This window comes from Amycolatopsis coloradensis, from assembly GCF_001953865.1.
In the GTDB taxonomy this organism is placed as follows: Bacteria; Actinomycetota; Actinomycetes; order Mycobacteriales; family Pseudonocardiaceae; genus Amycolatopsis; species Amycolatopsis coloradensis.
Genome location: NZ_MQUQ01000006.1, coordinates 34,736 through 49,229, shown reverse-complemented (window position 1 = coordinate 49,229; position 14,494 = coordinate 34,736). Strand labels below are relative to the sequence as shown.

The window sequence follows — 14,494 nt, the reverse complement described above, 5'->3', positions numbered from 1 at the left end:
GCTCGGCGACCGGTCGCTGCCGGACCGTCGAGCGGTGTGGCGTGGCTTTCTCCACCGTGAGGACTTCAGGGCAGGGCGTGAGGACGGGACCTCCCCAAGACAGTGCTGACGTCCGCGACGATGCTGCGCACCAAGGGCCCGGGGTCGTCCTGGAAGTAGAAGTGGCCGCCGGGAAAGTGCCGTACGCCGAGGAATTCGTTGGTGTGCTGGGACCAGTTCGCCGCGTCGGTGATCCCGGCGACCGGGTCGCGGTCGCCGCAGAACGCCGAGACGGGCCGGGTCAGCAGGCTGCCGTGGCGCGTCGGATGCCAGGTCTCCGCGGCTTCGAGATCGGCGCGCACCAGTGGCTCCACCCGTTGCCAGAGCCACTTGTCGCGCAGCACCCGATCAGGTAGCCCGTCAAGCGCGATCAGTTCGGCTCGCAGGTCGGCCGACGGCAGACCGTACAGCGGCGGCCGTGTGCGCGTGATCGAATGGAACGGTCCGGGATGACCGGACACGCCGACCCATTCGGGCTGCGGCATGCCCCCCGCCTGCAGCGCGAGGGCGGTGTCGAACGCGACCAGGCCACCCATGCTGTGGCCGAACATCGCGTAGGGCGTCGGCCGCCGCTCATCGAGATGGCGGGCGAACGCGTCACTGAGCGTGGTGATGTCCCGAGCGGCGGGATAGGAGGCCTTCGCTCGGCCCGGCGCGATGACCAGCCGGACCTCCCAGCTCTCGGGGAGCAGGGCAAGCCAGGGCCGGAACACGGTATGCGAACCACCCGCGTGGTGCAGCAGGTAGAGCCGCAACTTCGCGTCCGGCACCGGTTTGGGGCACACGATCGAGAGGATCCCGCCGGTCATGCGGCCTGCCTCAGCACGACAAGCGCGTGGGCGCGCCCCAAGACCTTCGTGGTGCCCTGGTGGACGGTCAGCCGGATCCGGAACCGGCCAGGCCCCGGCGTCGCGGTGACGATCCCCCCGACCGACAGGCACACGCCCGTGTCATCGTCGGGCACCACCACCGGCTGGGTGAAGCCCGCCCGGCAGTCGAGAACCACCGCCTGTGGCCCGGCCCATTCGACGACCGCGCGGATCGCCAGCCCCAGCGTCAGCATGCCGTGCGCGATCACCCCGGGCAGGCCGGCTCGCCGCGCACTGCGGTCGCTCCAGTGGATCGGATTCAGGTCTCCGGACGCGGCGGCGTACCGGATGAGGTCGGACCGGGTGACGGTGAACTGCCGGATCGGGAGGCTGCTGCCCTCGGTCGGCACTGTCGGCGTGATCGCCTGCGCTGACGCGGTCATCCCGCCCTCCTGCCCGGCGTCGCGAGCGCGACGATCGTCGACGTCGATGTGCACACATGGTTACCGGACATGTCGTCGATTTCCGTGATTGCGGTGATGACACCGGCCTTGGCGATCGATTCGCTGTCGGACAGGGAAACCGTCGCGGTGAGGACGTCACCGGAATGAATGGGGCGCGTGTAGGCGAAGTGCTGGTCCCGGTGCACGACCTCGGACAGTTCCGCGCCGTACTGGGCGAGCGCCGACTCGAGTGCGCGCATCGACAGCGCCAGTGGAAAGGTCGCGGGAGCCGTCAACTCGCCGTCCCAGTCGTCAGCCGGAAATCCGAGCGCGATGGTGAAATCTCGAATCTGCTGGCGGCTTACCTCGATCTCGACAGTGGTGACTACCTTTTGTGCCGGTGGATGTTCGTTGGGTTCCACATAGGTCATGATACTGAGAATTACGATGTCGAGGAATGGCCCGATTGATGACTTTCGGCGGCGGCGTGATGTTCCTTTGGAGGCACGCCGCGGCATCTTCGGATTCGAACGTCCACAGGGTTCGGCAAGGACACTACACTGAGGGATGGTACATACTTCTGGGGAGGAATCGTGCTGCTGAACATCCTTGGCCCGCCGGAATTGTGTGGCCGCCGCCGCGATACGCGGATCACCGGGGGAAAACTCAGTAAAGTGGCCGGGCTGCTCGCCGTTCGGGCGAATCAATATGTCGCCATGCAGACGATCAGCGAAGAGTTGTGGGCCGGCTCTCCACCGCGAAATGAGCTGACGACAATCCGCACGCACGTGTACAACTTGCGGCGAATACTGGAGTCGGTGCAGGGCGAGCCACCGCAGGCCCGCTTGCTGACCCGGCCGATGGGGTACCTGCTCTCGGTTCCCGCCGAGCTGGTCGACGTCGCGGTGTTCAAACAGGGCGTGACGCGCGGTCGCGTCCTGCTCGCCGAGGGCAGGAACGCCGAAGCCGCGGACACCTTCCGGGACGCCCTCGCGGTGTGGCGGGGAAGTGCGCTCGCCGGGGTGGCCGCGGGCCCGGTGCTCGCCGGTCACGTCGCCGAGCTGACCGAACGGCGCGCGAGTGCTCTCGAGTACCGCATCGAGGCGGACCTGCTGGCGGGGCGCCACCGTGATCTGGTTCCCGAGCTGCGGGAGCTCGTCGGTGCCGATCCGCTGAACGAATGGATGCAGGCTCGGTTGATCGAGGCACTGGTCCGGTCAGGCCGCTCCGGTGAGGCCTTGCGCAGCTTCCAGGACGCGCGTACCCATCTCGACGAGCAACTCGGCCTGGAGCCCTCGATCGAGCTGCGCCAGGCGCAGCACCGGATTTTCGCGGCGGCGAACGGTCAGAGGTAGGCCGGTAGCAAGGACGCCCCTTGGGCTTTGCGCACCGCGTCTATGCGGGAATTCGCGTCGAGCTTCTCGAATATGTTGCGCAGGTGGCGTTTGACGGTGCCTTCGGTGATGGACAGACGCGTGGCGATCTGCCGGTTGCTGAGGGCCTCGGCCACCAGGTCCAGCACCTCGAGCTCCCGTCTCGACAGCGAGATCGGTCTGTCGGCGGGGTCGGTGCCGTCGCCCAGCCCGCCGGACGTCGCCACGATCACCGCCTGCCCGGCCCGCACACTGCGGATCGTGGACACGAGGTGCTGGCGGCTCACGTTCTTCGACACGTAGGCCGAAACGCCCGCGTTGAGCAGCTTGTGGACCGACGCGGCGCCGTCGTGCATGGTCAGGATGATGATGCGGGGCGCGGGGGTGATCTGCCGCAGGCCCGCCACCGTCCGGATCGGATTGTGCTTCGGCATCTCGAGGTCGAGCAGGACGATATGGGGCTTGGCGCGGGCGGCGACGGCGAGAACCTCTTCACCGTCGCCTGCGACGCCACTGACCTGCATGTCTTCCTCGACCAGAAGAGTGTCGCGGAGCGCTTCACGCAGTAGTGTGTGGTCGTCGGCGATGACGATGCGGATGTCTTCAGTTGACATGGTCGTCCAACTCCGTCCTGACGGGAATCCAGATATTGATTCGGGTTCCTCGGTTCGGCGCGCTGGTGAGCACGAACTTTCCGGACAGGTTCTCGACGCGTTCCTTCATGGACAGCAATCCGGTTCCGCCGAGCGTGCCGAGGTCGTCGGGAACCGCGAAGCCACGTCCGCTGTCCTTGATGACCGCACCGATCTGCCCGGCGGAGACTTCGACCATCACGAACGCGCTCGGCGCGCCGGCATGGGCGATGATGTTGCGCAGCGCCTCCCGGAGCAGGATGAACATCTCGCTTCGCATATGGCCGGAAATGGATCTTTCGTCGCCCTTGACGAAGATCTCGATGCTGGACGGCTCGACCTCGAGTGAATTCACGAACGACTGGAGCGCGGACCTGATGCTGTTCACCGGGGATTCGAGCCGGAGGCCCGCGGCGAAACGCCGCGTTCCTGTGAACAGGTCGGACAGCACCACGCGCAGTTGCTCGAGATAGTCGGCGCTGTCCCCGTGGTCGAGTTCGACCAGTTCGAGCCTGCGCAACGCCAGGCTGAGGTTGCTGCCGTACCAGTCGTGCAGTTCCCGGGCGATGCGCTCGCGTTCCGCGGTCTGCGCCTGCTCCGTCCGATGGATCGCCACCGTCTGGTACCAGGCGTTCGAGATCCGGCTCCGGGTGGCGATGCTGTGCTGCAGTGATCGTATCGTGAGCAATTGTCGGTCGGAAGTGTGCGCGGCGGGATCAGGCCAAAGGTGCTCGAGCAGCGAATCGAACATGCTGGACCACGCGTGGGTCAACTCGTCGAGTGGGATTCCCGCGTTCGCCGCCGCCATGCCCATTACCGAGGCGAGTGCCAGCTTTGCTTCGTTGACCACCACCCGCCCCAGGCGCATGGTCTCCGTGCAATCTGCGAGAACATAACCCAATTGGACGTAGCATTCGTTGAGCACGTCCTCGTTTCCGAGTAATTTGTCCGCGAACTGCGCGAGCCGGACGCGGTAATCGTTCCGTAGCAGTTCGATCTCGTCCGCAACGACGCAGCATCCTGTAGATCGATGTGACATTTCCCCCCCAATGTGGCACTGCCCCCCAAAAAACACCGGCCGCTGCACGCGGCTACAGCCGGCGCGGTCGCCTGTTACCCTGTGTGTGCACCCACTGGTAGTCGACCTCTCCGTAGCTATATCACAGTTTCACGGTCCGGTCCCGTTCGATTTCTTCGCGACCGGCGCGGTTCCTCTTTGTTCGCAAGCGATTTCGCACGGCGAGGGTGACGATCAGGAGAAGTCCGGCGACGCACAGCGCCGGAAGCCCGGCCATTGAGACCGCCATCTCCGTTCTTTGGTACGCGTCACCCGCGGTCCATCCGAGCGTGATCAGTGTGCACGCCCAGACGGTGGCGGCCGCGGCCGTGATCACGGCATGCCGCAGCCTCGAGACACCGGCCTGCGCGGCGAGCCTCGGGGCGACCGTTCGCAACACGCCCAGGCACTGGCAGACCGCGAGAGTCAGCGCTGCTCGCCTCTCCAAACCGTTCAGCAACGCGGAGGTACGGGTGGAACCAAGCCGGCGTGTCGTGGCCCGCCACAGGACGCCCTGGTGCGCGCGACCGCGCAAATACCCTACCTGGCTGCCCACCGCCGACGACAACGCCACGGTGGCGGCGATCGTCACCACCGGCACGACGTCGAAGCGCGCCAGGGCGCCGACGGTGAGCACGGTGGTGGCGGCCGGAAGGAACACGCCGATGGCCAAGCCCGACTCGGCGATGAGTAACGCCGCCAAGGCGAGATGGAGCAGTGGCCCGGGCAGCCCGGTCATGAACTCGATCACGTCACAACTCCCCCCACATGTCTTGCCGGGTTCGAGCATGCTGTGCTCGCCTGCGGAGCGAATCCGTCGCGATGACTGATATTCGTTGATAGGGTTGATCTGTGCTTCACGGCCGTGAGCAAGAAATCCATCTGATCCGTCGCCTCGTCGATGACGCCGGTCGTAGCGACCCCGGGGTTCTGGTGCTGCGCGGGCAAGCGGGGGTCGGCAAGACGGCCTTGCTGGACGAAGCGCGCGCCCGCGCCCACGCCGACGGCGTGACGGTGCTGTCCTGCTCGGGCCACGAACTCGAAGCGGGTTTCGCGTTCAGCGGACTGCATCAGCTCTTGTTGCCGGTTCTCGACCAGATCGACTCCCTGCCGCAGGCACAGTCGGCGGCACTGCGCAGGGCGCTGGGCATGACCAACGGCCAGGTAACGGATTTCGCGGTTTCCGCGGCTGCCTTTTCACTGATCACCACGATTTCCGAACAGAATCCGGTGCTGATCGTTGTCGACGACCTGCAGTGGCTGGACGGCGCCTCCCTGGCCGCGTTCATGTTCCTGGTACGCAGGCTGGTGGCCGATCCCATCGCCGTTCTGATGGCCGTGCGCGAACCCAGTGACCTCGACACCTCGTCCCTGCCGGAACTGCACCTGACCGGACTCACCAGTGACAGCGCCGCCGAACTGCTGGACCAGCACGGATGGCACTCGTCGCATCAGGTGCGCACGGCGTTGATCGAGACGACCGGTGGCAACCCGCTGGCGTTGATCGAACTCACCCGCGGTGGCGCGACCGGCCAGTTGGCCCACGATCTGATGCTGAGTGGAACCGTGCCGCTGAGTGACTCGCTCGGCAACGTCTTCGCGAAGCGAGCGGACGAACTGGGGGACCAGTCGCGGCTGTTGACCCTGGTCATCGCCGCGCAGAACGGGGCGGACGTGGGCCTCACCCTGGCCGCCGCACGCCGGCTCGGGATCACCGAGACCGCGATGGAGCCCATCGAGGCGTCCGGGTTGGCGCGGCTTTCCGGAGCGACGGTGGAATTCTCCCACCCGCTCATCCGGTCGGCCCTGTACCGGCGCGCCTTGTCGCGAAACCGGTCGCGGGTCCACCTCGCACTGGCCGCCGAACTCACCGAACGTGGCGATCACCTGCGCTCGATTCATCACCGGACGATGGCCGCGACCGCACCCGACGAGGCACTCGCGGCGGAACTGGAACGAGTGGCCGAGAAGGTGGTCGAGCGGGGCGGGGCCGCCGCCGCGGCGCACACCATGCAACGGGCGGCGGAGCTGAGCCCGGATCCGCTGGACCACCGAAGGCGACTGACCGCGGCGGCGTTCGCCGCCTGGCGATCGGGCCAGGCCGACGTCGCCCGTGCGATCACCGAGCGGATCGGTCCGGCACTGGCCGGTACCGGCACGAGCGTGGAGGCGCAGTTGTCGCGGCTGCGGGGGCTCATCGAGACCGACAGCGGCGACCCGTCGCTGGCCTTCTCGCTGCTCGTCCGCAGTGCCGAGAAGATCGCTCCAGAACTGCCCGAGGACGCGCTTTGGCTGCTGTTCCTGGCTACGGAAGCCGCCGGGCTCGCAGGCGATCCGCACGGCCAGGTGGAGGCCGCGAGGCGGCTCGCGAATCTCCGCATCGACAAGGCGTATGACCGGATCGGGCGCTGGGTATACGGCGCGGCTGTCGGGAACCTGGACCCGGAGAGCAGTGACCCGGACACGGTACTGGGCTCGATTCCCCCGTCCGTGCCGGCCAACGACCCGCGCCGGGTGATGTTGGTGCTGGGGGTCGGTATTCGCGGGCACAATCTGCGGCAGGTGCGGGACCACGCCGTGGAGATCTGTGCGCAGTTGCGTTCGGTGGGGATGACCAACGTCCTCACCACGATTCTCACCTGGCTCTCCGATCTGGAGTATCACCTCGGATTGTGGGATGCCGGGATCACGCATGCCGACGAGGCGGCCCGGCTCAGCCAGGACAGCGGGCAATGTTCGCGCAGGGCGGTCGCCGTCGCACTACTGGCGCGCTTCGCGGCGGTCAGGGGCGACGAGCAGTCATGCCTCGAGCATGCCGATCTCGCCCTGAACCTGGCGACGCCGCTGGGCAACCGGACGGCCACGGCGATCACGTTGTGGGCACGCGGGCAGCTCGACCTGGTCAAGGCGGATCCGCGTAGCGCGCTGGAGCGGATGCTCGCGATGACCTCCCCGCTCTCACCGCACGCCAACCCCATCGTGGCCAGGAGGGCGATACCGGACTTGGTGGAAGCGGCATACCAGGTGGGTGACCTCGATCGGGTCCGCGAGGAGCTACGGGCCTTCGAGCTGTGGGCCGGGCGGTCCAACCTCGGGTGGCCCGCGCTGTATGTGGACTGGTGCCGCGCGATGGCCGGACAGGGCGACGTCGAAACCTCCATGAAGCGCGTGCTCGCCGCGGCCGCGGTGGCCGAGTTCCCGTTCGACCGCGGTCGGATCCACCTGTTCTACGGTGGCTGGCTGCGTCGTAACCGCAGGTTGCTGGAAGCCCGCGAGCATCTCCGTGTGGCGGCTCAGTTGTTCGACAGCCTGGGTGCGAGCCCCTGGGAAGCCAACGCCACCACCGAGCTACGTGCGGCGGGCGGGCAGGCCACGCCGAGTGACGAGCGGACGGCGGCGTTGACCCCGCAGGAACTGCACGTGGCGCAGTTGGCGGCTCGCGGGCTCAGCAACAAGGAGATCGCGATGGAGCTGTTCATCAGCCCACGCACGGTCGGATATCACCTGTACAAGCTTTTTCCGAAGCTGGGGATCACCGCTCGGTCGCAGTTGCGGTCGCTCCGGATGTTCGAGAGAGCCTAGGCGTTCAGAAGGGAACCCTGCGCAACCAGAACTTCGTCTCGGTCATCCCGCCGGTCAGCAGCTTGTCCATCTGGCCGCTCAGCGCGTATGTGCCCATCGGTCCGTACGCCACCGCCGTCGGCGCCTTCAGCGGCCACGGTTCGACCCGGTTGACCAGCCGAGCCGTGTGCCAGCCGTCGGCACTGCCGAGCCCGATGACAGCGTCCAGCCCGCCAGGCGCGCCGAGGCTGTTCCGTGCGGCCAGCAGGGTTCCGTCGGGCCGCAGGGTGAAACCCTCGATGCCGCTGAGCGGTGCTTTCGTGGCGACCACCGAGGCCTTCGGCCGTCCGCCCAGGGAGATCCGGAACAGGGATCCGGTGTCGTATCGCGCCGTGAGAAGGTAGCCACCGGGATGCCAGGCGATCCCGTTCAGGCCGATGTCCGGGCTGCGGAATCGCGGATCGGTGATCAGCGCCCCGACGTTTCCGTGGCGATCGATGACCTGCACGGTGTCGGAGACACAGTCGGTCACATAGACCGAGCCGGTGGCGTGGTCGACCGTGAGGTCGTTGGCGAAGGTATCGGCACGACCGAGCGCGGTGTCGATCTTCCGCACTACACGTCCGGTGACCAGGTTGATGACGGCCACACCGGACGTGGGCGGCTGCGTGACGGGGACGAAACGCCGGACCCAGTAGTCGCTGTAGGCCACGTAGAGGCGCTTCCGCGACCGGTCCACCTCCATGCCCAACGTGGACACGAGCCCAAGACTCGGCACGAGTGGCCGTACCGTGCCGTCCAGGCCGACCACGGACACCGTGCCCTGGGTGGCCGAACCGACCAGCAAGGCGTGCCGGTACGGGTCCCATGCGGTGCCTTCGGGGTAGAGCGCGGGTGCCGTCGCGGTGATCAGCTCCGGGCCGCAGTTCGGCGCCATGCCGAGCGCGGCGGCGGACGCCGTCCGGTGGGGGACGACGAGTGTGGCCGCCCCCAACGAAGCGAACCCCGTGAGCGCCACCCTGCGCGAAATGCCCGCCATTTTCCGTCCTCCAGACGTTCGGTCTTTCACAGTGTCAGTCAACCGCCGCAGGCAGCGAATCCTGCGTGACTCGGGTGGTGTCGGTGCCACGGGCCGTGCTGTCGAGCGCCCGGCGAATGAACAACGCCGCGGGCACACCCGCGGCGACGACCACGACACCGAGCCAAAGGGCGTGCTGGGTTCCCACGGTGAAGGATTCGGCGGCCGTGGCCTGCGAGCCGGTACCCGAACCGGCCGCGCGCGAGCTGGTGAACCCGTGGGTGAACAGCGTGGTCAGCACCGCGATACCGAGGGCGCCACCCAGTTCCCGAACGGTGTTGTTCACCCCCGATGCCTTGTTGTGCTCGGCGTCGGCCACCGAGCCGATGACCGTCGCGGGATTGGCCGCGAATACCAGGCCCATGCCGATGCCCGCCAGGATGAAGGCCGGGATCATGGCGCCGTAGGACATTCCCGGTGCGATCGTCAGCGCGAGCCAGGCGAGCGCCGCGGCCTGCATACCGGAGCCGAGTGCCTGGAGAACGCCGCCCCCGACGCGCTCGATCAGCAGGCTCGCCAGCGGCACGACGACCACGGGCACGGCCGTCCACGGCAACGTGCGCAACCCGGCTTCGAACGGCGTGTACCCCATCGGGCCTTGCATGAACTGCGCAAGGAAGAACACCGAACCGAAGACGCCGAAGTGCGTCGTCAAGGCGACCACATTGCTCAGCATGAACGCCCGGACGCGATACATCCGCAGCGGAACGAGGGGTTCGGCGACACGCCGCTCGTAGAACACGAATCCGGTGAAGAGAACAGCGGCCGAGGCGATACCCGTAAGCGCGCGGCCGCTGCCCCAACCGTGGTCGGCGGCCCCGACGATCCCCCACACCGCGGCGACCACCGATCCGATGATCAGCACGCCGCCGACGAGGTCGATGCTCCGATCGTCACCACGGCTCTCCCTGATCGCCCACAGCGCCATCGGCAGAACGAGGAGCCCGATCGGCACGTTAATCCAGAAGATCCAGTTCCACTCCAGGTATTCGGTCACCAGCCCGCCTGCCAACGGACCGAGTGCGATCCCGAGACCATTCACCCCGCCCCACACCCCGACGGCCATGTTGCGTTGTTTCTCGGGAACCGCCGCGACGGCGAGGGTCAGTGAGACGGGGAGAATCATCGCCGCCCCGGCGCCCTGCAGGACGCGTGCGGCAACCAGTGTTTCCACGGAACCCGAGATCGCACAGGCCGCGGACGCCACCGTGAACAGGGCGATACCGAGCAAGAACACTCGGCGCCTGCCGAAGCGGTCACCGAGGGCTGCTCCCGCGAGCAAGAGGCCGGCGAAAGCGAGGACGTAGCCGTTGACCACCCACTGCAAGGTCGACTGCCGCACGCCGAAGTCCTCGGCGATTTTCGCCAGCGCGCTGGTGACGACCAGGTTGTCCAAGGCCACCATGAACATGGGTAGCGCGGATGCCAGCAATGCCCACAAGGTCCGCGGGGTCTTTCGCGTCATTCCTGGTCTCCTGGTCAGTCAATAGAACGTCGTTCCTTTGCCCGCGCATCGAGCGTTCTGATACGACGGTACTCGCGGCGATCCGCGCGCAGTGCGATATTCGTCCAAAGTGACACACGGGATGTGACTTAGGAACAGGATGGCGCCTGGTCCTGCGACCTGACTATTAGACTCTCACCTGCGCATCCTCCTGTGCCTGCGGTGCAAGAGAAATGTGATTTGACGAGGTCGCTCGACGGCACGTTGGCCCATTGAGCGGATAGGTTCGATTTCATTCACACGAAGGGAAACCGATGGTTGAAAACCTTGCTGAACTCGCTGAGGAAGTCGGCGCCAGCGGAGAAGTCGTCCAGCAGGTACTCGCCGTGCCGCCGGAGATGGTGGAGACGATCATCGGCATCGCCAAGGTCGTCGCGGCCGCTGACCTGGAAGGGGCGCGTAAGTATTTGAGCGCCGACTTCATCGACCATGAGTCGGCTCCGAATGAGCCCATCGGTCCGGAGGGCTTCATTTCGGTCGTGCAGGACGTGCACAAGGCGTTCCCCGACGCGACCTGGGAGCCGGAGGATTTGTTCGCCACGCAGGACCGGTACGCGGTCCGGGTGAAGTTCGAGGGAACGCAGCTGGGCGAGTTCCTGGGCTACCCGCCCACCGGAAAGCGGGTTTCGGTGACGCAGCTGCACTATTACCGCGTCGTCGACGGAAAGGCCGTCGAGCACTGGGGCGGGCGCGATGTCATCAAGATGCTTCGCCAGCTCGGCCTGTACTCGCGCGAGGACAGCATCGAGGCCATCGCGGCCGACCACGCCAAGGCCGCTGCCGCGGAGTGAAGGACCCCCGGCCATCTCGCACCGGCATCACCGGTGCGAGATGGCCGTTTTCGCGTCCCGGGCCGCCCCCGCCCCGTGACGCTCGCTGGAACACACGATGCGGGATCGGCCCCGCCGAGGAGCCGATCCCGATCGCGTCGAAGCGATCCGCGCTCAGACGGACGCTGACGTGTGCGGTTTCGCCGGCTCCGAACCGGTGTTCTCCGGGAGGCCGTGCCGTTCCCACCATCTGGCCATGGGGCCCGGCGCCCACCATGCCCATTTGCCGAGCAGTTTCATCGAGGCCGGCACCAGCAAGCCACGGACCACGGTGGCGTCGACAAGGATCGCCACCACCAGCCCGACCCCGATCATCTTCATCAGCGTGACGCTGGCGAGAACGAATCCGCCGATGACCACCAGCATCAGCAACACGGCGCCGGACACGATCCGCGAGTTCTGCTGTACCCCGGCGGCGATGGACTCGTCCACATCACCGGTGCGGTCCCAGCGTTCCTTGATCCTGGCGAGCAGGAAGACCTCGTAATCCATGGCGAGCCCGAACGCGATCGCGACGATGAACACGGGGAAGTTGACGTCGACCGCGCCGATCGGGACGAATCCGAGGAAGTCGTGCAGGAACCCGTCCTGGAAGATCACCTTGATCACGCCGAACGCGGCGGACAGTGACAGCAGGTTCAGCACGATCGCCTTGATCGGCAACAGCACGGACCCGAACGCGAGGAACATGACCACGAAACTCAGCAACGCGATGAACAGGATCACCCAGGGCAGCCGCGAGCTGATCATTTCCACGATGCCGAACCGCGATGCGGGCATGCCGGTCACCAACGCGGTCGCCCCGTCGGGAGGCCGCACCGCGTGCAGACCGTCGACCATGGCGCGTGCTTCTCTCGCCTGCGGATCCATCGAATAGTGCAGGGTGACCCTGGCGAGATCGTCCACGGTTCCCGTCACCGCGGCTCCGGTGATGCCCGGTACCGCGGCCAGCTTGTCCGCATAGGTGTCCAGCGCGGGCTTGGTCGCCGGGTCCGTCGCGGGCCCCGGTGTGCGCACCACGACGGTCATCAGCCGGGCCGGATCCTGCTTGAAGTCGTTCGCCATCCGTTCGGTGACCGTCCTGGCGTCCGCGCCCGGCGGCAAGACCCAGTCGCCGGGGCGCGCCCAGTTGGCACTGAGCACCGGAGCGCCGAGGCCGAGCAGCGCGGCCACGATGAGAGCGGTGGCCACCACGGGCCGCTTCATGACCAGCCGGGCCACCCGGGACCAACGCCCCTCCGTGGAGTCGGGCCGAGTCCGCCACGGCAGGGGTACCCGCAACGAGTCGATCCGGTGTCCGGCGATCCGCAACAGCGCGGGCATGAGGAGCAGCGAACCCAGCACGGCGAAGAGGACGACCGCGATACCGGCGTAGCCCATCGAATTGAGGAACTGTGCCGGGAAAAGAGTCAGACAGCCGAACGACGCGGCGGCGGTGAGGCCGGAGATCATCACCGTCCTGCCGGCCGTGGCCGAGGTGATCCGCACCGCCTCGTCGAGGCTCGACCCGGCCGCCAGTTGTTCGCGAAAGCGGCTCACCATCAGCAATCCGTAGTCGATGGCGAGGCCAAGGGCGAGAATCGTGATGACGTTGACGGCGAACGACGACACGTTGGTGAACATCGTGACGACGCGGACGACGACAAAGGAGCCCATGGCGACGAAGACCGCCACGGCGAGCGGAAGAGCGGCGGCGACCACGGTCCGGAAGACCACCAGCATCAGCACCAGCAGGATCGGGATCGAGATCATCTCCGCCCGCACGAGGTCACTGGTGTTCCGTTCGTTGACCTGATCGGTCATCGCGGTGAGGCCGCCGAACCGGGTTTGCAGCACCGGTGAGGTCAGGCCCGGTTCGATCGCCTCGAACTGGTCGACCCGTTCGTACTCGTCAGTGGACGGGAGCTGGATCGTGGCGTAGGTGGCGTGCCGGTCCTCCGAGACGAACGCGGGGTCGTTGCTCGTCCAGAAGGTGTCCAGGGACACCACGGCGCCGGGTGGCACCGTACCGACCGCGCTGCGCACCGCATCGGCGAACTCCGGCTGGTCTACGGTCAGCGTCGGGTGCTCGTAGAGCACGACCAGGTCGGCGGTCTTGCGTCCGAGTGGGCCGGCGAGAACCGCGTCCGCCCGAGCCGATTCGCTGCTCGGGTCCTCGAAACCCGCGCCGGTGCTCAGCGCGCCGAACACGCCGGCTCCCCAGATCGAGGCGAAGATGAAAAACAGAACTGACCCGATAGCGACGAGCCGGCGCCGGCGCGCCGCGAATTCGCCGATGGCGGAGAACATGGAGGTCCCTTTCTTCAAGGTATGGAACGGAGTGCTATCAGGTCGGTCACCGGAATATCAGCTGATCTGCGATTCCCCCAAGGAATTCCGGGGCCGATCGAGGCGCGGTCGGCGGGTCAGTCGATGCCTCCGGTGTCGATACCGTGAACGCCGAGCGCACTCGAAGCGCCGGCGGGAGTGGGCGTGCGCGTGGCATGCATCTCCATTCCCCACTCAGCTCCGGGCGGGCCGGTGAGGCCGCCGCGCCCCCAGAGACCTGCGGCGCGCAGGCGTTGCCGGACCTCGTCCTGTCCCCGGACCGCTGGGCGGCGCTGGCCGCGCGCAGCGGAGAGATGGTTCATGGCCGGTGTCCTTTGCCGCCGTCCTTCTGAGGCCGATCGCATCATCGGACCTCGAAGAGGTCGTCCACATCCGTCAAAGTGACTGGCTACTCAAAGTCGCCGAAATCGCCACTGACAGTTGCTTTCTCACCGAGTGGGTAAACCGCGGTTCAGGCAGGCAACTCGCCGTTGAGAACCGCCACGCCGACGACTGGCTGTCTTGTCATGCCAAAGCGCCACCACCTTGCCGGGATTGAAGATCCCGTGCGTGGTTTGAGCAGACCGACTCCGTGCTCTCCGGTCACCGTGCCGCCCAGCTCCTGCGTCGCCGCGATGATGTCGTCTCGCTCGTCCTCGAGCCCAGCGGGGCGAGTGCGCCGGCGGCGCTCGTCTCGTCCGCTGTCCACCCGCATCGGGCTGGTCAACTCGGGCGGGAACGTCGACGTGAGCCGGTTCGGCGAATTCCGCGGGTGCGCGGAGGCGTCGCCTGCGGGCGGGCCGGTCGGCGGCAGCGGCACTCCGGACGGGATACCGTGCACGGATTCCTCCGGAAGCACGT

General features: G+C 67.0%; 13 protein-coding genes. 3 read left to right on the top strand and 10 right to left on the bottom strand.

What is annotated here, in order from left to right:
• Positions 1-65: 65 nt before the first annotated feature.
• The 3 genes from BS329_RS13775 to BS329_RS13765 are packed head-to-tail and all read right to left on the bottom strand — an operon-like array spanning position 66 to position 1,809.
• Entirely contained in the window at positions 66-848 is a 783-nt protein-coding gene (locus BS329_RS13775; protein WP_076160413.1) for a thioesterase II family protein, read from the bottom strand.
• The gene (locus BS329_RS13770) at positions 845-1,291 is read right to left on the bottom strand and encodes a MaoC/PaaZ C-terminal domain-containing protein (RefSeq protein ID WP_076160411.1); all 447 of its coding nucleotides are present in this window, start codon (positions 1,289-1,291) and stop codon (positions 845-847) included. The genes BS329_RS13775 and BS329_RS13770 overlap by 4 nt, the downstream gene beginning before the upstream one ends.
• On the bottom strand, positions 1,288-1,809 hold the full coding sequence (locus BS329_RS13765; protein ID WP_084749671.1) for an FAS1-like dehydratase domain-containing protein: 522 nt from the start codon (positions 1,807-1,809) through the stop codon (positions 1,288-1,290). The genes BS329_RS13770 and BS329_RS13765 overlap by 4 nt, the downstream gene beginning before the upstream one ends.
• A gap of 75 nt (positions 1,810-1,884) precedes the next feature.
• Between BS329_RS13765 and BS329_RS13760 the strand changes: the two genes are divergently transcribed.
• Positions 1,885-2,646, top strand: coding sequence for an AfsR/SARP family transcriptional regulator (locus BS329_RS13760; RefSeq protein WP_143253020.1), 762 nt, complete (start codon positions 1,885-1,887; stop codon positions 2,644-2,646).
• On the opposite strand, the gene BS329_RS13755 is transcribed toward BS329_RS13760, so the two are convergent.
• From BS329_RS13755 to BS329_RS13745, 3 genes are all read right to left on the bottom strand, one after another.
• Positions 2,637-3,278, bottom strand: coding sequence for a response regulator (locus BS329_RS13755; protein WP_076160407.1), 642 nt, complete (start codon positions 3,276-3,278; stop codon positions 2,637-2,639). The two genes, BS329_RS13760 and BS329_RS13755, sit on opposite strands and share 10 nt — an antisense overlap.
• Positions 3,268-4,221, bottom strand: a complete 954-nt coding sequence (locus BS329_RS13750) for a sensor histidine kinase (RefSeq protein ID WP_158075779.1) — start codon at positions 4,219-4,221, stop codon at positions 3,268-3,270. Before BS329_RS13750 ends, BS329_RS13755 begins: the two co-directional genes overlap by 11 nt.
• A 235-nt stretch (positions 4,222-4,456) precedes the next feature.
• Complete coding sequence (locus tag BS329_RS13745) at positions 4,457-5,104, bottom strand: DedA family protein (RefSeq protein WP_076160403.1); 648 nt, start codon at positions 5,102-5,104, stop codon at positions 4,457-4,459.
• A gap of 101 nt (positions 5,105-5,205) precedes the next feature.
• Between BS329_RS13745 and BS329_RS13740 the strand changes: the two genes are divergently transcribed.
• On the top strand, positions 5,206-7,935 hold the full coding sequence (locus BS329_RS13740; protein WP_076160401.1) for an ATP-binding protein: 2,730 nt from the start codon (positions 5,206-5,208) through the stop codon (positions 7,933-7,935).
• 4 nt (positions 7,936-7,939) lie between these two features.
• Here BS329_RS13740 and BS329_RS13735 read toward each other — a convergent pair whose 3' ends face one another.
• Together BS329_RS13735 and BS329_RS13730 are read right to left on the bottom strand one after the other, a co-directional pair.
• Positions 7,940-8,953 carry a hypothetical protein gene (locus BS329_RS13735; RefSeq protein WP_143253018.1) on the bottom strand — a complete coding sequence of 338 codons (1,014 nt, stop codon included), beginning with the start codon at positions 8,951-8,953 and terminating at the stop codon, positions 7,940-7,942.
• Positions 8,954-8,987: 34 nt separating this feature from the next.
• Positions 8,988-10,457: an MFS transporter gene (locus tag BS329_RS13730; protein WP_084749665.1), complete on the bottom strand. Its 1,470-nt coding sequence runs from the start codon at positions 10,455-10,457 to the stop codon at positions 8,988-8,990.
• 293 nt (positions 10,458-10,750) lie between these two features.
• Here BS329_RS13730 and BS329_RS13725 point away from each other — a divergent pair, with 293 nt between their 5' ends.
• A complete protein-coding gene (locus tag BS329_RS13725; protein WP_076160384.1) occupies positions 10,751-11,287 on the top strand; it encodes an ester cyclase in 537 nt (178 codons plus the stop codon).
• A 153-nt stretch (positions 11,288-11,440) separates the two neighbouring features.
• Here the strand turns inward: BS329_RS13725 and BS329_RS13720 are convergent, their stop codons facing one another.
• Both BS329_RS13720 and BS329_RS43340 read right to left on the bottom strand, forming a co-directional pair.
• On the bottom strand, positions 11,441-13,516 hold the full coding sequence (locus BS329_RS13720) for an MMPL family transporter (RefSeq protein WP_208619208.1): 2,076 nt from the start codon (positions 13,514-13,516) through the stop codon (positions 11,441-11,443).
• A 589-nt stretch (positions 13,517-14,105) separates the two neighbouring features.
• Complete coding sequence (locus BS329_RS43340) at positions 14,106-14,474, bottom strand: hypothetical protein (protein ID WP_158075778.1); 369 nt, start codon at positions 14,472-14,474, stop codon at positions 14,106-14,108.
• Between the last annotated feature and the right edge of the window lie 20 nt (positions 14,475-14,494).